This is a genomic window from Mesorhizobium sp. M2A.F.Ca.ET.043.05.1.1 (assembly GCF_003952445.1).
Lineage (GTDB): Bacteria > Pseudomonadota > Alphaproteobacteria > Rhizobiales > Rhizobiaceae > Mesorhizobium.
Genome location: NZ_CP034446.1, coordinates 6,205,152 through 6,230,395, shown reverse-complemented (window position 1 = coordinate 6,230,395; position 25,244 = coordinate 6,205,152). Strand labels below are relative to the sequence as shown.

At 63.5% G+C, this 25,244-nt stretch carries 25 protein-coding genes; 14 read left to right on the top strand and 11 right to left on the bottom strand.

Going from position 1 to position 25,244, the window contains the following annotated elements; translation table 11 throughout:
* The first annotated feature begins 159 nt into the window (after nt 1-159).
* Complete coding sequence (locus EJ069_RS30045) at nt 160-1,200, top strand: endonuclease/exonuclease/phosphatase family protein (RefSeq protein WP_126064211.1); 1,041 nt, start codon at nt 160-162, stop codon at nt 1,198-1,200.
* 178 nt (nt 1,201-1,378) lie between these two features.
* Entirely contained in the window at nt 1,379-3,856 is a 2,478-nt protein-coding gene (locus EJ069_RS30040; RefSeq protein WP_126064210.1) for an EAL domain-containing protein, read from the top strand.
* A gap of 60 nt (nt 3,857-3,916) precedes the next feature.
* On the opposite strand, the gene EJ069_RS30035 is transcribed toward EJ069_RS30040, so the two are convergent.
* From EJ069_RS30035 to EJ069_RS30015, 5 genes are all read right to left on the bottom strand, one after another.
* On the bottom strand, nt 3,917-4,834 hold the full coding sequence (locus tag EJ069_RS30035; protein WP_126064209.1) for a Kiwa anti-phage protein KwaB-like domain-containing protein: 918 nt from the start codon (nt 4,832-4,834) through the stop codon (nt 3,917-3,919).
* Nucleotides 4,835-4,836: 2 nt separating this feature from the next.
* Complete coding sequence (locus EJ069_RS30030; RefSeq protein WP_126064208.1) at nt 4,837-5,121, bottom strand: hypothetical protein; 285 nt, start codon at nt 5,119-5,121, stop codon at nt 4,837-4,839.
* A gap of 392 nt (nt 5,122-5,513) precedes the next feature.
* Nucleotides 5,514-6,611, bottom strand: coding sequence for an ImmA/IrrE family metallo-endopeptidase (locus EJ069_RS30025; RefSeq protein WP_126064916.1), 1,098 nt, complete (start codon nt 6,609-6,611; stop codon nt 5,514-5,516).
* Nucleotides 6,611-7,273, bottom strand: coding sequence for a hypothetical protein (locus EJ069_RS30020; RefSeq protein ID WP_126064207.1), 663 nt, complete (start codon nt 7,271-7,273; stop codon nt 6,611-6,613). The genes EJ069_RS30025 and EJ069_RS30020 overlap by 1 nt, the downstream gene beginning before the upstream one ends.
* A 95-nt stretch (nt 7,274-7,368) precedes the next feature.
* The gene (locus EJ069_RS30015; RefSeq protein ID WP_126064206.1) at nt 7,369-8,049 is read right to left on the bottom strand and encodes a TlpA disulfide reductase family protein; all 681 of its coding nucleotides are present in this window, start codon (nt 8,047-8,049) and stop codon (nt 7,369-7,371) included.
* Nucleotides 8,050-8,082: 33 nt separating this feature from the next.
* Between EJ069_RS30015 and argH the strand changes: the two genes are divergently transcribed.
* The 6 genes from argH (at nt 8,083) to EJ069_RS29985 (ending at nt 15,547) form a co-directional block, all read left to right on the top strand.
* The gene (argH, locus tag EJ069_RS30010) at nt 8,083-9,483 is read left to right on the top strand and encodes an argininosuccinate lyase (RefSeq protein WP_126064205.1); all 1,401 of its coding nucleotides are present in this window, start codon (nt 8,083-8,085) and stop codon (nt 9,481-9,483) included.
* Between the two features lie 185 nt (nt 9,484-9,668).
* Complete coding sequence (locus tag EJ069_RS30005) at nt 9,669-9,875, top strand: lipoprotein (RefSeq protein ID WP_095767477.1); 207 nt, start codon at nt 9,669-9,671, stop codon at nt 9,873-9,875.
* 54 nt (nt 9,876-9,929) lie between these two features.
* Nucleotides 9,930-11,198, top strand: coding sequence for a diaminopimelate decarboxylase (gene lysA / locus EJ069_RS30000; RefSeq protein WP_126064204.1), 1,269 nt, complete (start codon nt 9,930-9,932; stop codon nt 11,196-11,198).
* A 29-nt stretch (nt 11,199-11,227) separates the two neighbouring features.
* Nucleotides 11,228-12,169, top strand: coding sequence for a threonine/serine dehydratase (locus EJ069_RS29995; protein WP_126064203.1), 942 nt, complete (start codon nt 11,228-11,230; stop codon nt 12,167-12,169).
* Between the two features lie 114 nt (nt 12,170-12,283).
* Complete coding sequence (locus EJ069_RS29990; protein ID WP_126064202.1) at nt 12,284-14,872, top strand: TIGR02302 family protein; 2,589 nt, start codon at nt 12,284-12,286, stop codon at nt 14,870-14,872.
* Between the two features lie 72 nt (nt 14,873-14,944).
* Nucleotides 14,945-15,547 carry a DsbA family protein gene (locus tag EJ069_RS29985; protein WP_126064201.1) on the top strand — a complete coding sequence of 201 codons (603 nt, stop codon included), beginning with the start codon at nt 14,945-14,947 and terminating at the stop codon, nt 15,545-15,547.
* Here EJ069_RS29985 and EJ069_RS29980 read toward each other — a convergent pair.
* On the bottom strand, nt 15,544-16,428 hold the full coding sequence (locus EJ069_RS29980; RefSeq protein ID WP_126064200.1) for a LysR substrate-binding domain-containing protein: 885 nt from the start codon (nt 16,426-16,428) through the stop codon (nt 15,544-15,546). The two genes, EJ069_RS29985 and EJ069_RS29980, sit on opposite strands and share 4 nt — an antisense overlap.
* 210 nt (nt 16,429-16,638) lie before the next feature.
* Between EJ069_RS29980 and EJ069_RS29975 the strand changes: the two genes are divergently transcribed.
* A complete protein-coding gene (locus EJ069_RS29975; RefSeq protein WP_126064199.1) occupies nt 16,639-17,592 on the top strand; it encodes a DMT family transporter in 954 nt (317 codons plus the stop codon).
* Here EJ069_RS29975 and EJ069_RS29970 read toward each other — a convergent pair.
* The 3 genes from EJ069_RS29970 to EJ069_RS29960 all read right to left on the bottom strand — a co-directional run bounded on the left by EJ069_RS29970 (nt 17,575) and on the right by EJ069_RS29960 (nt 19,242).
* On the bottom strand, nt 17,575-17,946 hold the full coding sequence (locus EJ069_RS29970) for a response regulator (RefSeq protein ID WP_126064198.1): 372 nt from the start codon (nt 17,944-17,946) through the stop codon (nt 17,575-17,577). The two genes, EJ069_RS29975 and EJ069_RS29970, sit on opposite strands and share 18 nt — an antisense overlap.
* A gap of 82 nt (nt 17,947-18,028) precedes the next feature.
* Nucleotides 18,029-18,571, bottom strand: coding sequence for a hypoxanthine phosphoribosyltransferase (hpt, locus tag EJ069_RS29965; RefSeq protein WP_095816886.1), 543 nt, complete (start codon nt 18,569-18,571; stop codon nt 18,029-18,031).
* A 77-nt stretch (nt 18,572-18,648) separates the two neighbouring features.
* Entirely contained in the window at nt 18,649-19,242 is a 594-nt protein-coding gene (locus EJ069_RS29960) for a hypothetical protein (protein ID WP_245456360.1), read from the bottom strand.
* Between the two features lie 222 nt (nt 19,243-19,464).
* On the opposite strand from EJ069_RS29960, the gene ftsE reads away from it, so the two are divergent.
* The 3 genes from ftsE (at nt 19,465) to EJ069_RS29945 (ending at nt 21,992) form a co-directional block, all read left to right on the top strand.
* Entirely contained in the window at nt 19,465-20,124 is a 660-nt protein-coding gene (ftsE, locus tag EJ069_RS29955; RefSeq protein ID WP_040998894.1) for a cell division ATP-binding protein FtsE, read from the top strand.
* Nucleotides 20,117-21,106, top strand: coding sequence for an ABC transporter permease (locus EJ069_RS29950; RefSeq protein WP_126064196.1), 990 nt, complete (start codon nt 20,117-20,119; stop codon nt 21,104-21,106). The genes ftsE and EJ069_RS29950 overlap by 8 nt, the downstream gene beginning before the upstream one ends.
* 157 nt (nt 21,107-21,263) lie before the next feature.
* Nucleotides 21,264-21,992: a YdcF family protein gene (locus EJ069_RS29945; RefSeq protein WP_126064195.1), complete on the top strand. Its 729-nt coding sequence runs from the start codon at nt 21,264-21,266 to the stop codon at nt 21,990-21,992.
* Here the strand turns inward: EJ069_RS29945 and EJ069_RS29940 are convergent.
* On the bottom strand, nt 21,989-22,609 hold the full coding sequence (locus EJ069_RS29940) for a pyridoxamine 5'-phosphate oxidase family protein (protein ID WP_126064194.1): 621 nt from the start codon (nt 22,607-22,609) through the stop codon (nt 21,989-21,991). The two genes, EJ069_RS29945 and EJ069_RS29940, sit on opposite strands and share 4 nt — an antisense overlap.
* 101 nt (nt 22,610-22,710) lie before the next feature.
* Between EJ069_RS29940 and EJ069_RS29935 the strand changes: the two genes are divergently transcribed.
* Both EJ069_RS29935 and EJ069_RS29930 read left to right on the top strand, forming a co-directional pair.
* Nucleotides 22,711-23,613, top strand: a complete 903-nt coding sequence (locus EJ069_RS29935; RefSeq protein ID WP_126064193.1) for a LysR family transcriptional regulator — start codon at nt 22,711-22,713, stop codon at nt 23,611-23,613.
* 140 nt (nt 23,614-23,753) lie between these two features.
* On the top strand, nt 23,754-24,548 hold the full coding sequence (locus tag EJ069_RS29930; RefSeq protein ID WP_126064192.1) for a 1-acyl-sn-glycerol-3-phosphate acyltransferase: 795 nt from the start codon (nt 23,754-23,756) through the stop codon (nt 24,546-24,548).
* A gap of 4 nt (nt 24,549-24,552) precedes the next feature.
* Here the strand turns inward: EJ069_RS29930 and EJ069_RS29925 are convergent, their stop codons facing one another.
* Entirely contained in the window at nt 24,553-25,170 is a 618-nt protein-coding gene (locus EJ069_RS29925) for a LysE family transporter (protein WP_126064191.1), read from the bottom strand.
* Nucleotides 25,171-25,244: the final 74 nt, after the last annotated feature.

Sequence of the window (25,244 nt, the reverse complement as noted above, 5' to 3'; positions counted from 1 at the left end):
CGAAAAGTCGGAACCGGTTTTCGGACAAGATCATGCTCCAACAAAGAATTGGATCAGGATGGCGATTCAACGAAACGTCATCCTGATCCAGGAAGCTAGGGCGCCGCCAGGCGGCGAAAAGACCTCTTTGATTAACCGGCTAACTGGATGAGAAGAGACATGCTGGTTTCGCAGCTCACGCACGTGCCGGTCGCCGTCCGCAACGCCATGCGGGATGGGCCGCGCGACAGCGCCACTCATCTGCGCCACGCCGCCGCCGTTCCCGCCCTCGGCGAGATCGAGATCGGCGGCAAGGCTTCGCGTGAAAGCGCCGGCGAGAGCCTGACCGTCATGGCCTGGAATGTCGAGCGGCTGCGCCACGTCGATGCCATCGCCGAAACGATCGCCGGCCAGGCGCCACACGTCGTGCTGCTGTCGGAAGTCGACAAGGGCATGGCGCGCTCCGGCAACGGCCATCTTTTGAGCCGGCTTGCCGATCGCCTGGGCCATTCCTACGCATATGGCGTCGAGTTCCTCGAACTCGGCACCGGCAATGAGGTGGAACAGGCGGCAAATGGCGCCGCCGAGAATGCGGAGGGCTTTCACGGCAACGCCATAACCAGCGCCGTTCCGCTGCTGCGGCCTTTTCTCGTTCGCTTCGACGCCGCCGGCGCCTGGTTCCTGCCGGAGCACGGCCAGCCGCGCATCGGCGGCCGCATGGCGCTCGGCGGCCAGGTGATGCTAGGCGACCGCCGGATCACTGTCGTTTCGGTGCATCTCGAAAACCGCACCACGCCGGCAGGCCGCGCCGACCAGACGCGTCATCTGCTCGACGCCGTCGACAGTTATGACGCGGAAGCGCCGGTTCTCATCGGCGGCGACTTCAACACGCTCACCGCCACCTATCCCGAACGCAATGACGACCCGGCCGCGTGGCGAAAGCGCGTCGCCGCCGAACCGGACCGGCTGATGCGTCCGGACCGCCACGAGCCCCTCTTCGCGGTCATGGCCGAGCGTGGCTACGACTGGCGCGACGCCAACGCCTTCGACAAGCCGACGCAGCGACGCGCGGCCGGCGACTTGACGCCCACCGGCCATATTGACTGGTTCTTCACCCGCGGCCTTTCGGCAAGCGCGCCGGCGACGCTGCCGGCGGTGCTGCCGGACGGCAGCCCGAGCGCCGACCATGAGGCGCTGGTGGTCACGGTGCGGGTGAAGTGACGGCCTTCAGGATCGACCAATTCCCGCTGGCTCGGCCCAATGATTCCAGGCGTAGCCTCCCTGACAGATACAACCTGGGAGGCACGCAGTGGTTGCGGGCGGCATAACCGATTCTTCAGCTGCCGGGCCCTAATCAATTCCGTTGCCTTGATTGAGCGGGAAGATCAGGTGAAGCAAGATGTTGACCGTCTATAATTGTATCGTGAACGAGCACGATCTGAGACTGGTCGCATTGGCCGCGCTGATTTGTGGAATTTCTTGTTTCACCGCTGTCAATCTGCTCCGTCATGTCGTGCAATCGACCAGCCGGAACCGTTATGCCTGGCTGCTGATTGCCGCCGCTTCGACCGGCTTTGGCATCTGGGCGACGCATTTCATCGCCATGATCGCCTTCACGCCGGGAATACCCAACGCCTACAACGCCGAGCTTTCGGTCGCTTCGCTGGCGGTTTCCGTTCTTCTGACGGCCGCTGGGATATGGATCGCAACCGTGCGCAGCGGCATCGACCACTATCTCGTCGGTGGCGCAGTGCTCGGCATCGGCATTGCGGCGATGCACTATACCGGCATGGCGGCTTTCGAGGTCGAAGGCCGGATCGTCTGGAACCAGCTGCTGGTCGCGGCATCGCTGGTCTCGGGTATATCACTTGCCGCGCTTTCGCTGTTTGTCGTGCTGCGTCGCCCGTCGACCCTGGCGACAGTCGCCGGTGCCGTCCTGCTGACGCTGGCGATCTGCACGCTGCATTTCATCGCCATGGCCGCCGTCTCGATCTATCCGGATTCCTCGATCGAGATCTCGAAATTCACGATCGCTCCGATGTCGCAGGCTTTCGCAGCCGCGACGGCAAGCCTCGTCATCCTGGTGCTGGCGGCCACCGCGCTGTGGATCGATCTGCGCTTCCGCCGTCACAGGATCGAGGCGGAGCGCATGCACGGCCTCGCCAATGCTGCCGTCGAAGGCCTCATCGTCTGCGACGGCAACCGCATCGTCAGCGCCAATGACAGCATCGCGGCGCTGAGCGGCATCGCCGCCGGCACGCTGAACACGATGAGGCTGGGCGAGCTGTTCGGCGAACGAATTGCGTCGGCCGTTGCCACCGGCAACGGCCAGGCGCAGGAAGCCGACCTCCGCGGTCAGGACGACAGCCGGATACCGGTGGAGCTGATCGCCAGGAGAATCGATTATTGCGGCAAGCCGCATCTGGTCGTGGCCGTGCGCGACATACGCGAACGCAGGAAGGCCGAACAGGAGATCATGCGGCTTGCGAATTACGACCCGCTCACCGGCCTTGCCAACCGCCGTAGCTTCACCAGCCGCCTGGAAGCCGAGATCGCCGCGTCCGCGCCAGATGGCAAAAGCAGTGGCAAAGGTAGCCAGCTGGCGCTCATGCTGCTCGACCTCGACCGGTTCAAGGAAGTGAACGACCTCTTCGGCCACGCCGCTGGCGACGCCGTGCTGCAAAAGGTGGCTCACTGCGCCTCCAGCGTGCTGCGCCACGGTCAGATGCTGGCCCGGCTTGGCGGCGACGAATTCGCCATCATCGCCCCCAACCTTCCTGACCCGCAGGCGGCGGGCCGCATAGCCGAGGCGGTGCTTTCGGCGCTGCGCCAGGAAAACCGGTTGTCGCCCGGCGGCATGGTGTCGGCCAGCATCGGCATCGCGCTTTATCCGCTCGATGCCGACGAACAGGCGGCGCTGGTCAGCCATGCTGACACCGCGCTTTATCGCGCCAAGGCCGAAGGCAAGGACACCTTCCGCTATTTCGAGGCCTCCATGGGTGCGGAAGCGCGCGACCGGCGCAGCCTGGAGCAGGATCTGCGCCAGGCAGTGGCGCGCGGCGAATTCCGGCTCGTCTACCAGCCGCAGAAGGAAATCAGCAGCGGCAGGCTGATCGGCTTCGAAGCCCTGCTCCGCTGGCAGCATCCCGACCGCGGTGAGGTCCCGCCTTCGGTGTTCATCCCGGTGGCCGAGGATAGCGGTTCGATTGCCCAGATCGGCGAGTGGGTGCTGTCGACCGCCTGCGAGGAGGCCGCGACGTGGAAGAACCCGCTGACGGTCGCTGTCAACGTCTCGGCGGTGCAGCTTCACAGTCCCGATTTCAGCCGCAAGGTGCATGAGGTGCTGCTTCGCACCGGCCTGGCGGCGGGCCGGCTCGAACTCGAGATCACCGAGACGGCGTTGGTGAAGGACATGCCGCGCGCGCTGGCCACCTTGCGTCAGATCAAGGCGCTGGGCGTACGCGTGGCGATGGATGATTTCGGCACCGGCTATTCCTCGCTGTCCAACCTGCGCGCCTTCCCCTTCGACAAGATCAAGATCGACGGGTCCTTCATCAAGCAGGTCGACCGCAACGGCCAGGTCGCGACCATCGTGCGCGCCGTGCTCGGCCTGGGGCGCGGCCTCGGCCTGCCGGTCCTGGCCGAAGGCGTCGAGACGCTCGACGAATTGCGCTTCCTCGATGCCGAGGATTGCGACATCGGTCAGGGATATTTTCTGGGCAGGCCCGGCCCGATCGAGGCGTTCAGCGAGCTCACGGGTGTTCCGGCGGCCGATGACCGCGTCAACGAAGACGACGCGGCAACCGCCAAGGTCGAAAATGTCCGCGGCGGCAGCATCCTGATGCTCCAGCCGGCCGCGGCCGCGCGTTCAGTTTGACACGATCAGGGCGCGAGCGCCGCTTCCAAATCCTAAAGCATTGGCCCTAGCTGTGCATGCTCAAACGACTGCTGTCGCGTTTTGGACGTCGTAGTATGCCTCCGAGAAGACCGACAACAACCGGTGATCCAAAAGGGCTCGAATAATGTCCGGGCATTGCGCCTCGGTCGCGACAAGACGACCGTTGCCATCGAACGTGAGATCAAGCCCAGCTTGGGCATAGTTCTGGCGGAGACGATTCATGAACTCTTGGTTCAAATAGTATCCTTTTTGCCGGATGGCGCTTACCCGCCGCAGATGGAGCTTGTTGGTCCCAACGAAGGCTACTAGAGGCGCCATGTCGACAAAGAGACCAGCGAACCCCGGTTCGGCTTGGAGTTCAACGAAGTCCGTAGCGTGTGCCTGTTTATAGTTCAGGACCGATTCGAAATCAGCCTTGTCGAGAATTACGATGTCCTCACCGACAACGAAGAAATCGACGCTACGCGATAATGAAAACGAGGGGTCATGTTCCAACCCGAGCTGTTCACCGTTGAAATAGACAGTAAATAGATTTTGGATCTGACGTGACTTCCATGATGAATTGGTCTTTGTGACTGCGTGGAGAACCTGGTCCTGATAAGTCAATTTGACAACATAGAAGTCCGTATTCCGCATTTGACCCACATTGAGGGCTCGCCTCTGGGGCAGTTCGGCAGCGGCGCTGTCTACAACTAATCCTGCGTGGGTCTCGTCCAAACTAATCGTGAGTGCCTGGCCTTCTCCAATTGCTGCGAGCAATCCATAGGGCTCGGCCTCATCAATTCCGGCACGGATCTCATGGATTGCCTCCCTGAGCGCTCCCCTCAAGGCGTCGTCAGTCGGGACCCAGCGCCCGGTGAAAACTGGGGCCTCGGATAAACCTGATTTCCGAAATAGCCAAACAGACACCGCAGCATCAGCGATGTTGAAGTCAGTCAAGGCATCGGGAATAGGCATCGTCAGGTACCTTCCAGCGCTCTTGTCGGTTTGATGATAAGCAGTTCTTGAATCGTCAACTGATTGACGCTTTCGCCGGGTGCGATGAAACCTCGGACCAACGCATGGCCGGTTCGCTCGGTCGTTTCCCCACCAAAACTGTAAGTGATTTCATAATAGCGCCAGCCGAAGGCTATGAGCACCGGGTTGAGAAGTATCTGCCCGGAGCGATGGGTTATCCAAAACATCCACGCCAGGAAGATTAGAAAGCCGATGAATTTTCCTGCATCCTGATAGTCGATGCTCATGAAAGATACGACGTAGGGTAGCGAGTAATTCATGAGGTCAGCTGGCGTATGCGACGCTCCACGAACTGTTATTGAGGTATATGGCCTCAAAGTCGCGAGCAACACCAGAGTCACAATAAGACAGGCGAAGCAAAAGACGAAGATTCCTATCGAAAACCAAGGGTTCTTGAATGGAATTATACAGGTTGGCGCCCAGAAATCCCAGCAAATAGATTTCCCAAAAAAACTATAATCGTAGTTCTGAGCTAGCAGAATCAGACTCAACGGCAGGTAGGAGCCGATGAAAATGAGGAATGATATTCCTGTTCGAAACTGCAATAACGTCCAACAAATTAAGTTAAAGGGTCCTCTTGGTTCTAGCAGATAGAAAGCAGCTCGGCAACAATGACGGGTCATCCATCATCTAACTCGGCCCTAGTGCCTACAAGTGAAAGGCTCGGCCGTTGTGGGCGCGAAGGCGTCGACCCGGTCAGGCCGAATACAAGCATTTCGACCTCATCCCAAGGTAAATTTAGATCATTGGCGATGTCGCCACGCGTAATGCCCTTACCCCAAAGGGCTGCGAAAACTTTGGGCAACAGGGTGGACGTTTCACGTTCCACTCCCAGAGGTTCCCCGGTCCTGAAACCACGTTGCCCGAGGTCAATTACAATCGATCGGTAGTTCCAATCAGAAAGCATTCCGATGTGATGAAGTCGGTTGGCCAGGGCAAGGGCCGACACCTTCCATCGCACCTTCGTCTTGATGATCTGCGATGAGCTATAAATAGACGACAAAACGCTTTTCAGGTCTGCATCCGGCATCAGAAAGGCCGATGCGAACATATTGGCCTGCCGCTCAGCATCGTCTTCTGGCAGCGATTCTGCCTGTGCATGGAAGTGCAGGACCAAGTGACCCAGTTCATGGGCGGCATCGAAATTGGAACGCTCGGCAGTCTTCTTCTGATTGAGAAAGATGTAAGGATAGTCTGCATGCCAGAACGAATAAGCATCTACATTGTGAGTGTTCTCAGACAGGGAGAGCACTCTAATACCTTTCGACTCGAACAACCGCAGTATATTTCCTACAGGCCGATCCCCCAATCCCCAATGTTGGCGAAGCAAACGTGCTGCCACTTCTGGGCGAGCCTGTTCCCTGCTCAGATCAATCAAGTCTGGTGCCGGCAAATCGAATCGCGCGCTTATCCATTGATAAAGAGCAATGCCATTTGATCCTGCCGCAAGCGATGCATTGCGTTCTGCAGCCTTCATTTTCTTCAAGCTGCGAAATGATACTGCCCTGGGTTCAAGCACCTCGGGGCTATCCATAAAGAAAAACGCTCGCGGATAGCCGAGTGCCTCCGCTAACTTGTCAACAGTTGCATCATCCGGTTGATGCCCATTCTCCGCCTTGGAGACGGTGACATCCGTAAGTCCCGCCGCTTCTGCTAGCTGCTTTCCCGTTAGCTTCTTTCGATGGCGGGCTACCTTCAATCTCTCTGCACAGAACATCACGCGGCGCGTTCTTTAAGGATCACCGGGACATCAAAGTCGTCGATAGGCCCGGTCTCCGGATCCATGCGCACGTCCAAGCCGTCATCGGGGCGGTCGATGAAGATGCGTTCCACGAATTCGGCATACTTCTTATTCGCGATGACAGGACAGGACAGCTCCACGCTGCCGTCTTCGCCAACCATAACGAAATAGGTAACAATCTGGTCGCTATGCGGATCCTTCACATCGTCACCAGGCAAACGGTCTGTGTCGGACTCCAGAACTACGCCGTAGAAGTCGAACAGAGGCAGGCGACACAGACGGGCCGAGCCGCTGCCCTTTTCTGAGCGGGGCATCGGCGGAAAGTTCGGGTCGCACGAACGATCCACATTCTGATAGCCAATCCGGATGCCCAGCCGATGATTGATGACTGCCTCGACACCAAGCGTCCGGTCGATCACCCACTCGCCGTCCAGAACCTGGCTACGGAGCGCTCCAACGCCATAGATATAGGCTAGTGTGCCAGGGGCATTCTGCGGCATCAACGGGCTTGCATCATCGGATGCCGCACGCGCGCTGTCACGGACAGCTAACATTTGATCGACCGTCAAGTCGAAGTCCGCAAGCCTGCGGCTTGCGTCAACCGGATTTTCGATCACAGAAGTGCGGAAAAGCGGCATGTGTGCTCCTCGCGTTTAAGAATCGCTCTCTCAGTAGAGAGGAAATTTCTTAAACGCACAAGAGGCTTCCCTCACCTGCGCCTGGATGCCAGTCATCACGGCGCGAGAGCCGCTTCCACCAGCCGCTTGGCGTCGGGGCTCGACCATTCGGCTGGGCCGTTCATATGCGCGATCAGGCAGCCTTCGCCATCGATCAGCATGGTCACGGGAAGCCCGAGCGCCAGGCCGCGCGTCTTCGCCTCGTTGAACAGCGCGATCGTCGGGTCCCGGTAGAAGCCGAGCGTCTCGATGCCGATCTCCTTGAGGAACTTCTTCGGCTTGGTATCGTCGCCCGTATCGACATTGACCGCGACGACCTCGAAGTCCTTGCTGCCCTTCTCCTTCTGCAGCGCGTCGAGCGCCGGCATCTCTGCGCGGCACGGCGCGCACCAGGTCGCCCAGAGATTGAGCAGCACCGTCTTGCCGGCATGGTCGGCGATCGTCATCGGCTTGCCGTCTGGCCCGTTGAAGGCGAGGCTTTTCAGCGATTGCGGCGGATCGGCCGGTTGCAGCGCCGCGACCTGGCCGACGGCTTTCGCCGCGATGGTCTTGGCCCGGGTTGCCTTGGCTGCGCAGGCGGCGTCGTCTTTGCCGGCGGCCGCAGCGACCTTCTCCGGAGCGTTGTTGCCAGAACCGCTCTCGCTGACATATACCGCGACCGCGCCGGCCAGCACGCCCGCCACCAAAGCGGCTAGGATGAGGCGCGGGGCCGGGAAGAATCTACTGCCGTCTGCCATTTTCAAAACTGCTCCGGAGCACGGGTTATAGCGATGAGCGACAAGAAGGCCAGCAACCAGATGTGGGGCGGACGTTTTGCCTCGGGTCCGGCCGCGATCATGGAAGCGATCAACGCGTCGATCGGCTTCGACCGCAAGCTCTATGCGCAGGACATAAGCGGATCGATCGCCCATAGCGAGATGTTGGCTGAAACGGGCATTATTTCGGCGGCCGATCAAGAAAAAATCGCTCACGGGCTGAACACGATCCTGAAAGAGATCGAGGCCGGCACATTCGAATTCTCGACCAGGCTGGAAGACATCCACATGAATGTCGAGGCCCGGCTTGCCGACCTGATCGGCCCTGCGGCCGGACGTCTGCACACCGCCCGCTCACGCAACGACCAGGTGGCGGTCGATCTGAGGCTCTGGGTCAAGCAGGAATGCCAGCGCGTCGCCGGGGCATTGAAGGACCTGATCGCCGCGTTCCTCGAACGCGCCGAGGAGCATGCGGCGACCGTCATGCCCGGCTTCACCCATATGCAGGCCGCGCAGCCGGTGACCTTCGGCCACCACTGCATGGCCTATGTCGAGATGTTCGGCCGCGACCTCTCGCGCGTCGGCGACGCCATCGAGCGCATGGATGAAAGCCCGCTGGGCGCGGCGGCCCTTGCCGGCACCAGCTTTTCCATCGACCGCCATATGACGGCGAAGGCGCTCGGTTTCCGCGAGCCGACGCGCAATTCGCTGGACAGCGTCTCGGACCGCGATTTCGCGCTCGAATTCCTGAGCCTCGCCGCGATCTGCGCGACGCATTTGTCCAGGCTCGCCGAAGAGATCATCATCTGGTCGACGCCGCAATTCGGCTTCATCCGCCTGTCGGATTCCTTCTCCACCGGCTCCTCGATCATGCCGCAGAAGAAGAACCCGGACGCCGCCGAGCTGGTGCGCGGCAAGACCGGCCGCGTCAACGGCCATCTCATCGGCCTGCTGACCGTGATGAAGGGCATGCCGCTGACCTATGGCAAGGACATGCAGGAGGACAAGGAAGCGGTCTTTGACGCCGCCGAGGCGCTCGACCTGATGCTGGCGGCGACCACCGGCATGGTGCGCGACATGACCGTCAACGCCGCCGCCATGAAGAAGGCCGCCGGCGCCGGTCACGCCACCGCGACCGACCTCGCCGACTGGCTGGTGCGCAATCTCGGCCTGCCCTTCCGCGAGGCACATCATGTCACCGGCCGCGCCGTGGCGCTCGCCGAGGAGAAGAAGGTCGGCCTGGAGAGGCTCTCGCTGGAGGACCTGCGCTCGATCCATCCCGGCATCACCGACGACATCTTCTCGGTGCTTGCCGTGCAGAATTCGGTGAAGAGCCGGGTGAGCTTTGGCGGCACGGCGCCGTCCGAAGTGCGCAAGCAGATCCGCTACTGGAAAAAGCGGCTCGCCAAGGCTTAATGCCTGTCGCCCAGAAGTACATAGCGGTTCTGGGATAACGACATGCATCAAAACAAATGCCTGTCGCCCAGAAGTGTGTAGCGGTTCTGGGACAACGACATGCATCAAACAATTGCCCGGATGCAAAGCGCCGAAAACTCGGCTAAAAGCGGCGGCACAGGAAACAGTTTCAAACGGATGGATCGATGACCCGTAGCAGGATTTTGGTGACGCTGGCGCTGCTGGCGGCGGTTGTCACCGTCACCGCCTGCGGCAGGAAGACGGGGCTCGACACCCCCTATGAGGCGGCGGAGCAGGCGCGTAAGGATGCCGAACGCGCCAAGCAGCCGGTACCGCCAGAGCCGGAAAAACCGGTCAAGGATAGGAAGTTCATCCTCGATCCCCTGCTCTAGAGCCGACGGGATCGCTCGATCTCACCACGCTCCAACTTTCCGGGACCAACCCTCGTGAACCATTTCGACTACCGCGACGGCGTGCTCCATGCTGAGGACGTCGCCATCCCCGATATAGCAGCCGAGGTCGGCACGCCCTTCTATTGCTATTCGACGGCGACGCTGACCCGGCATTTCCGCGTTTTCAGAGAAGCCTTTGCCGGCCTCGACGCGCTGGTCTGCTACGCCATGAAGGCAAACTCCAACCAGGCCGTGCTGAGGACGCTGGCCAGGCAAGGTGTGGGCGCCGACGTGGTCTCGGAAGGCGAATTGCGCCGCGCCCTGGCCGCCGGCATCCCGGCCAGCAAGATCCTGTTTTCCGGCGTCGGCAAGACCGCGCGCGAGATGGACTTCGCGCTCTCCGCCGGCATTCTGTGCTTCAACGTCGAATCCGAGCCTGAACTCGAATTGCTGTCGGCGCGCGCCGTGGCGCTCGGCAAAGTGGCGCCCGTGTCGCTGCGCATCAATCCGGACGTCGACGCCAGGACGCACAAGAAGATCTCGACCGGCAAGGCCGAGAACAAGTTCGGCATCCCTTGGCAGCGCGCGCGGCAGGTCTATGCCCGCGCGGCCGAATTGCCGGGCATCAAGGTCACCGGCATCGACACCCATATCGGCAGCCAGATCACCGAGCTGCAGCCCTTCGACGACGCCTTCGCGCTGCTGGTCGAGCTGGTTGGAGCGCTACGCGCCGACGGGCATGCGATCGAGCATGTCGATCTCGGCGGCGGCCTCGGCATTCCCTACCGCGTCGACAACAGCCCGCCGCCGCTGCCCGACGCCTATGCCGAGATCGTCAGGAAGCATGTCACCAGGCTCGGTCTCAAGGTGATGTTCGAGCCAGGCCGCCTGATCGTCGGCAATGCCGGCATCCTGGTGTCCGAGGTCATCTATGTGAAGGAAGGCGACGCCAGGAATTTCCTTATCGTCGACGCCGCCATGAACGACTTGATCCGGCCGACGCTCTATGACGCTTTCCACGACATCCGGCCGGTGGTGCAGTCGCCGGCGTCCACGCCGCGCATGAAGGTCGACGTCGTCGGCCCGGTCTGCGAGACCGGCGACTTCCTCGGTCATGACCGCGACCTGCCGAGGCTGAAGGCCGGTGACCTGATCGCCGTTTCCACCGCCGGCGCCTATGGCGCGGTGCAGGCCGGCACCTACAACACCAGGCTTCTGGTGCCGGAGGTTCTGGTCGACGGCGACCGCTTCCATGTCGTGCGGCCGCGCCAGACCTATGAGGACCTGATCGAGCTGGATTCGGTTCCCGACTGGCTGAAGTAGCCGAGCGGCGACGCCTTAAGGAGCAAGCCATGCTGGAGAAAAAGACGATCACGCGCGAGCGCATCGCCGCCGTGGAGCCGCGCATCCGCCCCTATATCCGCCATACCCCGGTCATGCGCGTCGACATGGCGGATTTCGGCCGTCCCGCCTTTCCGGTCGACCTGAAGCTCGAAAGCCTGCAGCATTCCGGGTCCTTCAAGGCGCGCGGCGCCTTCACCAACCTGCTCGAACGCCAGGTGCCCGAGGCAGGTGTGGTGGCCGCGTCCGGCGGCAACCACGGTGCGGCCGTCGCTTACGCCGCCATGAAGCTAGGGCACAAGGCCACGATCTTCGTGCCCGAGGTCAGCCCCCCGGCCAAGCTCGCGCGCATCCGTGGCTACGGCGCGGATCTGGTCGTCGGCGGCGCGCGCTATGCCGAGGCCCTGGCCGCCAGCGAGGACTTCGCGGCCCGGACCGGCGCCCTCCAGATCCACGCCTTCAACCAGGAGGAAACGCTGCTCGGCCAGGGCACGCTCGGCCTGGAGATCGAGGCCGATCTGCCCGAGATCGACACGCTGCTGGTTGCCGTTGGCGGCGGCGGCCTGATCGGCGGCATAGCCGCCTGGTTCGCGGGTCGCATCCGCATCGTCGCCATCGAGCCCGAGGGCGCGCCGACGCTTTATCGCGCTTTGGAGGCCGGAGAGCCGGTCGATGCCCCGGCCGAAGGCATTGCCGCCGATTCGCTGGCGCCGAAGCGCGTCGGCGAGATGATGTTTCCGATCGCCGAAGCCTTCGTCGAGCGCTCTATCCTGGTCAGCGACGACGACATCGTTGCTGCGCAGAAGGCGCTGTGGGAGCGGGTGCGAATCATCGCCGAGCCGGGTGGCGCCGCGGCCTTCGCCGCCATGCTTTCCGGGCGCTATGTGCCGACGGAGGGCGAGCGCGTGGCGGTCCTGGTCTGTGGTTCCAACACGAATCCCGGCAATTTCTGATCATAACCCGGCAAAACCGCTTCACGTTTTTGGAACCCGCCTCGCCTTTGCCGTGTTTGTTGGTATCCTTCTGGTGATGACGTCCGGGCTGTTGTGCCCGGGCAGGAAGGGCCGATGACGGAACGACCCATTTCCAGCGGCGAACGCGGCCTGGCCCTGCGCCTGGCGCTCAGCCGGTTGGCGACGCGGGCCTCGATGGTCTTCGAGCGCGGCTGGCCGCTCGTGCTGCCGCTGTTGATCGTCATCAGTCTGTTTCTCAGCTTTTCGTGGTTCGGCCTGTTCCCGCGTCTGCCCGACGTCGCGCGCATCGGCCTTCTGGTCCTGTTCGCCCTGTCCGGGGTCGCGGCGCTCTATCCGCTGCGTTTCTTCCGCATACCCTCTGCCGCCGAGATCGACAGGCGCATCGAGGCGGCTAACCAGTTGCTGCACAGCCCGGTGCAGGTGCAGAGCGACCGCCCGAGCGGCGCCGAGAGCATCTTCTCGCAGGCGTTGTGGCGCGAGCACCAGAAGCGGATGGCCGAGCGGCTGTCGAGCCTCGGCGCCGACCGGCCGCGCAGCCGCGTCCCCGACTACGACCGCTGGGGCCTGCGCGCGGTGGCCGGATTGCTGTTCGTCACCGCTTTGGCCTTCTCCTTCGGACCCTTCGGCGGCAGGGTGAGCGACGGCTTCGTTGCCCGCGCCGCGCGCGATACCGTGCCGCCGCGCATCGACGCCTGGGTGACGCCGCCCGCCTATACCGGCAAGGCGCCGCTGTTCCTGACGGCCGACGCCAACCAGGCAGTCCAGACCTTCTCGGTGCCGCAAGGCAGCGACGTTTCGCTGCGCGTCACCGGTGGTTCCGGCGAGGAAACGCTAAGCTACGCCGATCAGGGCGGCAATGCGCGCGCCATCGAGCCCGCGGCGCCCAAAGGCCCCGCGCCCGCCAGCCAGGCCGCGCCCAAAGTGCGCCAGTTCTCCGGCAAGCTGGATTCGAACGGCACGCTGACGCTCAAATCCGCCGAAAGCGATCTCGGCCACTGGGCCTTTGCCGTCATTCCCGACAAGCCGCCGGCGATCCGCTTCGTCGGCGAGCCGAAGCGCGCCGTCAACGGCTCCATGGAGCTGAACTACGAGGTCGATGACGATTACGGCGCAGCCTCGGCCAAGGCCGTTTTCGATCTGTCGGACGCACCGGCCGCCAATGCGCATCCGCTCTACGGCCCGCCGGACCTGCCGTTGACCCTGCCGCGCCGCGGCGGCAAGACGAACGCCGCCAAGACGACCAAGGACCTGACCGAGCATGTCTGGGCCGGCAGCGCCATCAAGCTGACGCTGAGCGTCACCGACGATGCCGGCCACACCGCGACCAGCGAAACCAAGACGCTCGTGATGCCTGAGCGGCCCTTCGCCAACCCGCTGGCCCGCGCGGTGATCGAGCAGCGCCGGCTGCTGGCGCTGGATACCAACGCCAAGCCGCGCGTTCTCGACCTGATGGACGCGATCACGCTGCGGCCCGAGGATACGTTCGACAACATGTCGAATTATCTGGCCATCATGAGCGCAAGGAGCCGTCTGAAGCTCTCCGAGAGCGACGACCAGCTGCGCAACGTCGTCTCCTATCTCTGGGAGATCGCGCTCGGCATCGAGGAGGGCAATCTGTCTGCCGCCGAGCGGCGGCTGCGCCAGGCGCAGCAAGCGTTGCAGGACGCCATCAAGAACGGCGCCAGCGATCAGGAGATCGAGAAGGCGATGAAGGAACTGCGCGAGGCGATGAACCAGTTCCTGCAGGAATTTGCTGAGCGCGCGCAGCAGAACCCGAACGCGCCGCAGATGCAGCAGAACGGCCGCGAGCTGCGCCAGAGCGACATCGACCGCATGATGGATCAGATCGAGAACATGGCCAAATCCGGCGATCGCGACAAGGCGCAGCAGCTTCTCTCCGAGCTGCAGGACATGATGAACAATCTGCAGGCCGGCCGCCAGCAGCAGGGCGGCGAGCAGGACAGCGAGCTGCGTCAGCAGATGGACAAGCTCGGCGACATCATGCGTCGCCAGCAGGAGATGATGAACGACACCTTCCGCCTGGACCAGATGCAGCGCGGCCAGCGTGGCGAAGGCGGCGAGCAGCAGCAGCTTGGCGAGGATGGTGAACAGGGCCAGCCCAATGACCAGCAGCGGCCGGGTCCCGGCCAAGATCGCGATCCGCTAGCACGACCGAAAATGTCGCCGAAGGATTTCGCCGATGCATTGAAGCAGTTGCAGGAAGGCCAGGGCCAGCTGCAGAGCGAGCTCAATCAGCTGAAGAAAGGGCTCGAAGGCATGGGCATGGAGCCCAATGAGGGTTTTGGCGAAGCCGGCAAGTCGATGGGCAATGCCGAGCAATCGCTCGGCCAGGGCGACGGTGACCAGGCCGTCGGCCACCAGGGTCGCGCGTTGGAAGCGCTGCGCCGCGGCGCCAAGGACATGATGAAGCAGATGCAGGCCATGCAGGGGGACCAGGGGGGCAGCGAGCAGGGCGGTCGCGAGCAGAATGCCGACCGTGACCCGCTGGGACGGCCGCGCGCCACCAATGGCCCCGATGACGGCACCTCGGTCAAGGTTCCCGACGAGATCGACGTCCAGCGCGCCCGCCAGATCCTCGACGCGATCCGCAAGCGGCTCGGCAATGCGCTCAGCCCCGGCATCGAGCGCAGCTATCTCGAACGGCTCCTGGAGCTGAAATAGCCCGCCGATCGGCGTTGCCAGATTGCCCCGCAAAATCGGAACCGATACCGTCATGCCCCGGAGGACAGGGCGATGATCGACTTCTGGTTTTCCATCGGCAGCACTTATACCTACCTTTCGGTGATGCGACTGGCGGAGGTCCAGGCCGAGACCGGCATCGAATTCCGCTGGCGGCCCTTCAATGTGCGCTCGATCATGATCGAGATGGACAATGTCCCCTTTGCCAAAAAGCCGGTGAAGGCCGCCTATATGTGGCGGGACATCGAGCGCCGCGCGGCGATGCACAGGATGGTGCCGAAGCTGCCGGCGCCTTATCCGCTCGCCGAACTGGAACGCGCCAACCGTGTCGCCGTCATCGCCGCGCGCGAGGGCTGGTGCGAGGCCTATGCACGCGAGAGCTACCGGCGCTGGTTCGAGATGGGCGAGCCCGCCGGCAGCGAGCCGAACATCTCGGCAAGCATCGGGAAGGCGGGGCGGAAACCGGAATCAGTCCTGCGGCAGGCCGACAGCGACGCCGCCAAGGCTGATCTCGCCGCCGCGACGGAACAGGCCAAGTCGCTCGGCATTTTCGGCTCGCCGAATTTCGTGGTCGACGGCGAATTGTTCTGGGGCGACGATCGTCTGGACGACGCCATGCGCTGGCACCGGCAGATCGAAAGCGGCCCGCCGGATTAAAGCCCGGCCGCCGCGCCCGCCTGCCTTGTCAGCATGAAGGCGTCGCGGATCGCGTTTTCCATGCCGTCGATCGCCTCGCCGGTCGCGAGCGGATTGCGATGCAGGACGACGTTTGACGAATCGATGTCGCCGAAGCCGTCGGCGGCCGTCAGTTCCCGGCAATCGGGCGGAATGTTGCTGCGCGAGATGGGTGCGATCGCCAGGCCCGAGGTAACGGCAAGGGTCAGCCCGCCATTGGTGTCGCTGGTGTAAGCGACGCGGTAGTCGAGGCCGCGCTGCTGCAGCGACTTGATCGCGAAGTCGCGGCACCAGCCGTTGCGGCTGTAAAGCGCGATCGGCACCGGCCGTTCCTCATGCATGCGGTGCAGCGTCGATGTCACCCAGACCGTCGGGTCGTGCATCAGCACCTCGCCGCCGGAAGAGCCCTCCCATTCGAACACCACGGCGAGATCGAGCTCGCCGGCCGCGAGCGCCCTCACCTGCGAATCCGAATGCGCGTAGCGCACCGTGACCTCGACGCGCGGATGGCGCTTGGCGAATTCGCCCAGCGCCCGCGACAGGATCGAGCGGCCATATTCGGCCGGGATGCCGATGCGTACCAGCCCGCCAAGCGGCGGCGCCACCAGCGAGGCCGCCGTCTCGTCGAGCAGCGAGACGATCCGGCGCGCATTGGCGATCAACTCGCCGCCGCGGCGCGTCAGCGCCACGCCGCGCGAGCCGCGCTCGAACAGATTGTCGCCGACCATGTCCTCCAGCTTCTTCATCTGCATGGACACGGCCGATTGCGTGCGCCCGGCTTTTTCCGCCGCGCGTGTGAAATTGCCGGTTTCGGCTACCGCCACGAAGGTGCGCAGGAGGTCGCTGTCGAGGACTGGTCTCATCGAAAATCGCCATAAGAAAATCTGATTGCTGGCATCATTCCAATTCGTTTGCAACATGTCAAACGCCGCAGGATAGTTTCCATACCCATTGGATATGCGGTCGCGAATCGGCCGCGGACCAATCGAAGAGTCCTCACTCGTGCCCGCTGCCCTGAAAACGGTAGCGGGTTCTTTTTGCTGCTAGATTACGGCTCGCGGGGGCCGAGACTGATGCAAAACCGGATGGTGCTTGGCATTCTGAGCCTCTGCCTCGGTGTGCTGGTCTTTTCGCTGCAGGACCCGCTGGTGAAGGCGGTGTCGGGCGGCTATCCGGTGACCGAGGTGATGGCGATCCGAGCCATCGTCGCGCTGCCGATCCTGATCGTCATCGTCCAGGCCGATGTCGGCCTGAAGGCGGTGCTGTCCAAGCGCTTCGGCCTGCTGACGCTGCGCGCCTTTATCCAGTTCTCGTCCTATACGGTCTATTATCTGGCGATCGCGGCCTTGCCGCTGGCCGATGCGGTGGCGCTCTATTTCATGGCGCCGCTGTTCATAATGGCGATGGCCGGCCCCTATCTCGGCGAGCGCGTCTCCTGGAAGACGCTGGCGACGGTGCTGATCGGCCTTGTCGGCGTGCTGGTGATGGTGCGCCCGGGCGCCGGCGTGTTCGACTGGGCGGCGCTTTTGTCGCTGGGCTCGGCCTTCCTCTACGGCTTTTCGCAGTTGATGGCGCGCCGCATCGGCGACACCGAATCGTCGACCGTGATGGCCTTCTACCAGAACGGCGCCTATCTCAGCGGCGCCATCGCGGTTGCGACCGTCTTCCATCTCGCCGGCATCACCCATGCGGCGCATCCGAGCGTCGAATTCCTGGTGCGGCCATGGGTGTGGCCGACGATGCCGGATTTCCTGAAGATGGCCGCCTGCGGCTTCGTCGCTTCAGCCGGCATGATCCTGCTGTCGCAGGCCTACCGCATGGCGCCGGCCAACCGCGTCGCCACCTTCGAATACACCGGCATACTGTGGTCGCCGCTGTGGGGTTTTCTGTTCTTCGCCGAAGTGCCGCGCGAGACGACCGTGCTCGGCGCGGCGCTGATCATTGGCGCCGGGCTGCTTGCGCTCAACGGCGAGCGCCGGCGAAGCGCAGCACCCGCGGCCGGTGCGGTCTCAAGCGAAGCAGCTTAACGCCTTGCCAACGCGGGCGCGGATCTCGGCAAGCGTGAACGGCTTCTGCACGACGTCGAGGATGATGCCGTTGAGTTCCTCGGCGCGCTCGCGCTGGTCGGCATAACCGGTCATCAGCATGATCCGCAGCGTCGGGAACTCTCTTGAGGCGGCAGTGGCCATCTCGATGCCGTCCATCTCCGGCATGCGGATGTCGGACACCACCAGATCGTAGCCGCCGCGGGCCTGCCGGATCGTGTGCAGCCCCTGCGCGCCGTCGGTGGCGACGGTGACATCATGGCCGTCGCGCTCCAGAGCGCGGGCGGCGAGGGTGCGGACGGACTCATCGTCCTCGACGATCAGAAGCTTTGCCATGCCGAGATAGATGCCGCCGAAACGTTGACGTTTTCTGAAAATTCTAACGATCAGCGGCTTTTCGGGGCGAAACGGGGGCTCTTCAGGCGTCGCCCTTCACCACCCCGACAAACGGCAGTTCGCGAAACGCGTGGGCGACGTCCATGCCATAGCCGACCACGAAATAGTCCGGGCAGTCGAAGCCGACATAATCGGCGTTGAGCGCGGTCTGGCGGCGCATGCGCTTGTCGAGCAGCACCGCGATGGCGCAGCTCTTGGCGCCGCGCGACAGCATCAGGTCGCGGGTGTAGGAAAGCGTCTTGCCGGATTCCAATATGTCGTCGATCAACAGCACGTCGCGGCCGGCGACCTCATTGTCGATGTCGCGCAGCACCCTGACCTCGCCGCTCGTAGTGCCGGCGCCATAGCTCGAGATGAAGATGAACTCGACTTCCGGCGACAGGCCGACATCATGCATGGCGCGGATGAGATCGGCCGCGAAGACGAACGAGCCCTTGAGAATCGATATCACCAGCAGGTCATGGTAGTCGCGCCCGGCGATTTCCTTGGCGAGCTCGAGATTGCGGCGCGCGATTGCCGACGCCGAAAACAGGACCTCGATGTCCTTGCCACGCACAACTGGCATTCTTTCGTCCTTCAAAATCACCTGGGAGCGGGGGAAGCCGCTCTTCGCAGGCCGGCCTCACCTGAATATCGGCATACCTAGCCGGCGAAGATTACTGAGACAGTCCTGACGCCGTTTCTAGGCACATCGAGCCGGCTGGAAAAGCCGAATCTTTCGCCGGGCGCCAATGCGCGATTGGATGTCCCCAGCCTGTAACGGGTGATGTTGGCGTTGTTGTCGGTGACGCGGATTTCGAGCGGCGGCAATGCTTGCGATGTCACACCGTCATTGGCTGCCTCGCCATCGACGAACAACACCGGTTTCAGGCCCGACGCATCGATGCGTGACGTCACGCCGGAAATGGTGAGCGCGCTCGCCGGCCCAGCGGTCACCCAGAACGGACTGTGCCGGACCAGCGCATGACCGCCCGACACCCAGAACGAGGCGAGAGCTATGCCGACGCCGGCGGTCCAGAACATCGGTCCGCCACGTGAGGGCCGCGACGGCGCGGCATCCGGCTTGCGCAGCATGCCCATGCCTTCGATCGACGGGGTCGGTGGGATCTGCGGCTGGGGCGGCGGCCGCTCCGGATGCGCGGCAAAACGCGGCAACACCACATAGTCGGCATCGACGATGTCAGCCGCATTGGACATGGCGCGCTCCGGCGCGGCATGTGTTGCCGTGCCGGTCATTATTTCGCCGGAAACGGGGCGCGCGGTTCTATTCTCAGCCATTACGGCACCAGTGCAGTCTTCGTTTCTTTTGCGTAAACGGAATTGGTTAACGCTTCCCCACCGGAATGGCCTTGGCGAGTACCGATCGTCGAAAAATTAACCGCCGGTTAACCATGCCGGCCGATGGTCTGTTAATGTAGATCGTGGCGCGTCGCCGCCGAAAGTTTCAGGTCGCCGAACGTGATCCGCTTCGAAAATGTCGGCCTCCGCTATGGCATGGGTCCGGAAATCCTCCGCGACATCTCCCTGCACATTCCGGAGCGCTCCTTTCAGTTCCTGAGCGGCCCCTCGGGCGCCGGCAAGACGACGTTGCTGCGCCTTTTGTTCATGTCGCTGAAGCCGACGCGCGGCCTGATCACCATCTTCGGCAAGGACCGGTCGCGCATCTCGCGCAGCGAATTGCCGCTGCTGCGCCGCCGCATTGGCGTGGTGTTCCAGGATTTCCGCCTGCTCGACCATATGACGACCTACGAGAATGTCGCGCTGCCCCTGCGCGTGCGCGGGCGCGAGGAGGCGAGCTACCGCACCGACGTCACCGAGCTACTGAAATGGGTCGGCCTTGGCGACCGTATGCATGTGCTGCCGCCGGTGCTATCGGGCGGCGAGAAGCAGCGCGCCGCGATCGCGCGCGCCTTGATCGAACAGCCTGAGATCCTTTTGGCCGACGAGCCGACCGGCAATGTCGACCCGCCGCTGGCGCGCCGGCTGCTAAGACTCTTCATCGAGCTCAACCGGCTGGGCACCGCGGTGGTCATCGCCACCCACGACCTGGGCCTGATGGAGCAGGTCGATGCGCGCCGCATGATTCTGGCCGGTGGAAGGTTGGACGTCTATGACTGACTTTCCGGCCGATCACCTCCAGGATGAAACCGCCGAGGCGCCGGTGACAGTCCGGCGCGTCCAGCGCAAGACGGCGCCGATCGTGCCGGCGCAGAACATCGCCGGGCGGGCGCTGGTGCTGGTCATCGCCATCATGACCTTCCTGTCCTGCCTCACCTTCGGTGCGGTGACGCTGGTGCGCGACACCGCCTCGGTCTGGGAGAACCAGATCTCGCGCGAGGCGACGATCCAGATCAAGCCGGCCGACGGCCTCGACATGGAGGCGGCGCTTGCGCAGGCCTCTCAGATCGCCAGCGAATTCCCCGGCGTGAAGGGCACCAAGATCATCGACCGCGACGCCACCGCGCGTCTTCTGGAACCATGGCTGGGCAGCGGCCTCAACATCGACGAATTGCCGGTGCCGCGCCTCATCATCGTCACCATCGACGAGGCCAGCCCGCCTGACTTTGCCGCCATGCGCGCCGCCATCACTCCCAAGATCCCGACCGCCGCGCTCGACGACCACCGCACCTGGGTCGACCGCCTCGTCGCTATGGCGCACACGACGGTGACGATCGGCATCGCCGTTTTGGCGCTGATGCTCTCGGCAACGGTGCTGACGGTGGTGTTCGCCACGCGCGGCGCCATGGCCGGCAACGGCCATATCATCGAGGTGCTGCATTTCGTCGGCGCCGAAGCGCGCTTCATCGCGCGCGAGTTCCGCTGGCATTTCCTGGTCACCGGCATGAAGGGCGCGGCCGCCGGCGGTGCGCTCGCGATCGCCGTCTTCATCGTCTTCTCCTGGTGGTCGTCCCGCAACATGGCGACGCCCCAGGCCGACCAGGCGACCGCTCTTTTCGGCAATTTCGCCATCGGCTCCGCCGGCTATTTCGGCGTCGGCCTGATGGTGCTGGTGATCGGCGCGCTGACCGCGGCCACCTCGCACGTGACCGTCGTCGCCTATCTCAGCGACATCGACGTTCGCCAGCCGGATGCGGGCTGATCCATGAGCTCCAGCCGAAAGCCCGTGGAAGGCGTTGCATACAAACAAGGCAACGATCACGGCTTGGGCAGGTGCCGTAACGCAAAGTGCGCCGTCTCACCTATCAAAGGCCGCATTTCGGAGTTAACCATTAGAAGCTTTCAGGATTAACCCGGGGATGATGGAAGCGCGGGAGCAGATCGAGACGGCTGGACGGATGCCGGCAGTGCGTGCGCGCGCAGCCGCCCCCGCCAGGCTTGGTCGTCTGCGGCTCGCCCTGCGCGTCTGCGGTTTTGTCGCTCTCGCCGCGCTGGTGCTTTTCGCCGGCGGCTTCGGCTGGTTCGCCGACAAGGTCAGCCATATGACGACCCCGCTCGATCCGGCCAGGGCGGATGCCATCATCGTGCTCACCGGAGGGCAGTCGCGGCTCGACGCCGCCATGGACCTGCTGGCGTCCGGCAAGGGCGAACGGCTGCTGATCAGCGGCGTCCATCCGTCGGCCACAAAACGCCAGTTGCAGGCGGCGATGGGCGGCGACAAGCGGCTCTTCTCCTGCTGTGTAGACATCGACCGTGCCGCGCTCGACACCATCGGCAATGCCGAGGAAAGCGCCAAATGGGTGGAAAACCACGCCTATGGCAGCATCATCATTGTCACCAACAATTACCACATGCCGCGCAGCCTGCTCGAGATGGGCCGGCTCTTGCATGGCGCGCGCCTTGAGCCCTATCCGGTGGTCAACACCAATCTCGGCAATGGCGGCTGGCTGACCAAGCCGGAGGCGCTGCGCGTGCTGCTCACGGAATACAGCAAATATGTGTTGTCGTTGGCGCGCGGCTTCCTGCCGCTTCGCACGACGCCCGAAGGCATGACGCTTGCCGAAGCATCGACCGCGGTGAAGAACTAGACCTTAGCCTCCAAATTATCTCGCAAGCGGGCAATCTCCTGCTCAAGGCTGGCGATACGCCGATCGCGCTCGGCGAGCGCCGCCGCGACATCCGCCGCCTCGAAACGCTGCGGTATGTGCTGCGGACAATTGGCATCCCAGGCCGTGACCGTGAACAGGATCGCCTGCTCCGGCTTTGCCTTGTAGTCCGTCGGCATCAGCTTCGCCGTCAGCTCCGGGTCGTTTTCGACGATCCGCGCCCTGCCCCAGACCTTGATGCGCTGCCTGAGCATATAGTCGATCAGGAACAGGAAGGCCTGGTCGTTGTCCTGCAGGTTGCCCTGGGTGATGAACTGCCGGTTTCCCGAGAAATCGGCAAAGCCGATCGTGTGCTCGTCGAGCACCTTGAGGAAGCCGGCCGGCCCGCCGCGATGCTGGACATAGGGCTGCCCATCGGCGTTGGCCGTCGCCAGGAACGCGCTGGTCTGCGCTTCGATGAAGGCGGCAAGGTCCGGCGTGATCGTGGCCCGCCAGCCGCCGCGCTGCTCGACGCGCGCATAGGAATCGCGCGATCCCTTGCGCGACTGGATGGCCTTGACGGTCGGCGTGAAAGCGACGTCGCTGGTGAATTCATTCATGCTCGCGTTCCTTGGACAGGATTCCACGTCAAATAGTCCCTTCCGAAAAGCGGATGTAGATGGCATAGCTGCAACCTATCCTTCCAGATTTCGGAAGAATGATGGATCGCCTCGACGCCATGTCCCTGTTCGTCGCCACGGTGGAGGCCGGCAGCCTTTCCGCCGCCGCCAGGCGCGCTGGCGTGCCGCTGGCAACCGTCAGCAGAAAACTCTCCGAGCTGGAGAAGCACCTGGGGACGCGCCTGCTCAACCGCTCGACGCGGCGCCTGACGCTGACCAACGCCGGCCAATCCTATCTTGACGCCTGCCGCCGCATCCTCGCCGAGGTGAATGAGGCCGAGCGTACCGCTGCCGGCGAATATTCGAGCCCGACAGGCGAGTTGGTCATCACGGCACCGGTCGTCTTCGGCCGCCTGCATGTGCTGCCCGTGATCACCGGTTTTCTCGCCGTCTATCCGCAGGTGGACGTCCGCCTGACCTTGTCGGACCGGATCACCCAGCTGGTCGAGGAGCATATCGATCTGGCCCTGCGCATCGGAGAGCTGCCGGATTCGGCCATGGTCGCGATCCGCGTCGGCTCGATCCGCCGCATCGTCTGCGCAAGTCCGGCTTACCTTGCCTCGCATGGCACGCCGGAGAAACCATCTGAGCTTGCGGGTCACAGCTGCGTCACCTTCGAGGGCCTTGCCTCTCCCGCGACATGGAGCTTCGGAGCGGGCAAGACGGAAACCACGATCCCGGTCCGCTCGCGCCTGCAAGTCAACACCGCCGAGGCGGCGATCGATGCCGCCATCGCCGGGCTTGGCCTGACGAAAGTGCTCTCCTACCAGGCGGATACTGCCGTGCGCGCCGGCGCGCTGCGTGTGGTGCTGGAGCCGTTCGAGCCGCCGCCCTGGCCGGTAAGCCTCGTCCATGCCGGCCAGGGCCGGCTGCCGGTGAAATTGCGCGCGTTCCTCGATTTCGCGGCGCCGCGCCTCAAGGAGCGGCTGGCGCGGTCATTGTAAGCAATTCCAGGAAAAGTGCCTTGCGGTTTTCCGTCCGGAATTGCGGCAAAGCAAGAGTGGCCGGCGTTTCGAGCATGGCGGCGTTTCCTTTTTGCCGCCGCTTGGTGTAACCAACGCACACTTCCTCACGGGCCCCTTGCATGCTCATCATCCGCTCGCTGGCGTTCAACCTCGTCTTCTATCTCAGCCTGATCGTCCAGATGATCTTCTGGACGCCTTTCTATTTCCTGGCGCCGCGCCACCGTGCCTGGTTCGTGCCGAAATTCTGGTCGCGGACCTCGATGTGGCTCTATGACAAGATCGCCGCGACCAAGAGCGAGATCACGGGCGTCGAGAACCTGCCGGAGGGGTCCTTCATCCTGGCGCCGAAGCATCAGTCCTTCTGGGATGCGATCGCGTTCTTCCCCTATCTCGACGACGCGCTCTACATCCTGAAACGCGAGCTGACCTGGATCCCTTTCTTCGGCTGGTACATCATGAAGATGCGCATGATCCCGGTCGACCGCGGCAGTCGTTCGAAAGCGCTGAAGGCGGTAGTCGTCGCGACCAGGCAGGAGATGGACCGCAATCCGCGCCAACTGATCATCTATCCCGAAGGCACGCGCCGCCCGCCGGGCGCCGAGCCGTCCTACAAATACGGCATCGTCGAGATCTACACCCAGCTAGGTGTCCCCGTGGTGCCGGTCGCCCATGTCGCCGGCCTCTACTGGCCGCGCCGCAAGTTCCTGCGCTATCCGGGCACCATCAAGGCCCGCTTCCTGCCGCCGATCCCGCCAGGGCTCGGCAAGGAGGAATTCATGCAGCGGCTGATCGGCGAGACGGAAGCCGCCTGCGACCAGATGCTAGTCGAGGCCGCGCAGGCGCCGAACCCGCCGCCCATGCCGCCGACGGCGCTGAAGCGGCTGGCGGAGCTCGGCGTAGCCGCCAAGGGCTGATCGGCTACCGCAGCGCCGCGAGCAGCGTCGTCAGCACCAGCGTCGCGGCAAACACCAGATTGATGATCCGCGACGCCAGCGGATGGCGCAGCAAACGCGCGAAAGCCGTTCCTGCGAGCAGCCACACGACGTGGATGGCGACGATCATCGCGGCAAGCACCAGCAGCCTGGTGGAAGCGCCCAGCGCATCGGCCTGCGAGGCTGCGCCGGCGAACACGGCAGCGATCGCCACATAGGCCTTCGGGTTGGCGACGGCGAGCATGACGCCGCCGAGAAAATCGGGCTTCGTCGCCGTGCTCCCGCGCTCGGCCAATGGCGGCGCGGTCGCTATCTTGAAGGCGAGATAAAGGATGTAGGCGGCCGAAAGGATCGCCAGCACCGGCGCCACTCCCGGCACCGAGGTCAGTAGGCCGAAAATCCCGGCCGCCACCGCCAGAAGCACGGCGATCGTGCCGAGCACGACGCCCGCGGTGTAACCCAGCGAAGGGCGCAGGCCGAAAGCAGCGCCAACGGCGGTCACGCTGATCGTCGCCGGTCCTGGACTGCCCATAACGACCGTCGCGGCCACAACAAGCGCCAGCACTTGCTGCCAGGATGCATCGCCCAGACCACTGCCAGCCATGCCGAACCCTCCTCCTGCCACGATGCAAGAGGATTTAGGAGGGACCGTCACGGGCGTCTTGGATGATCGTGCGA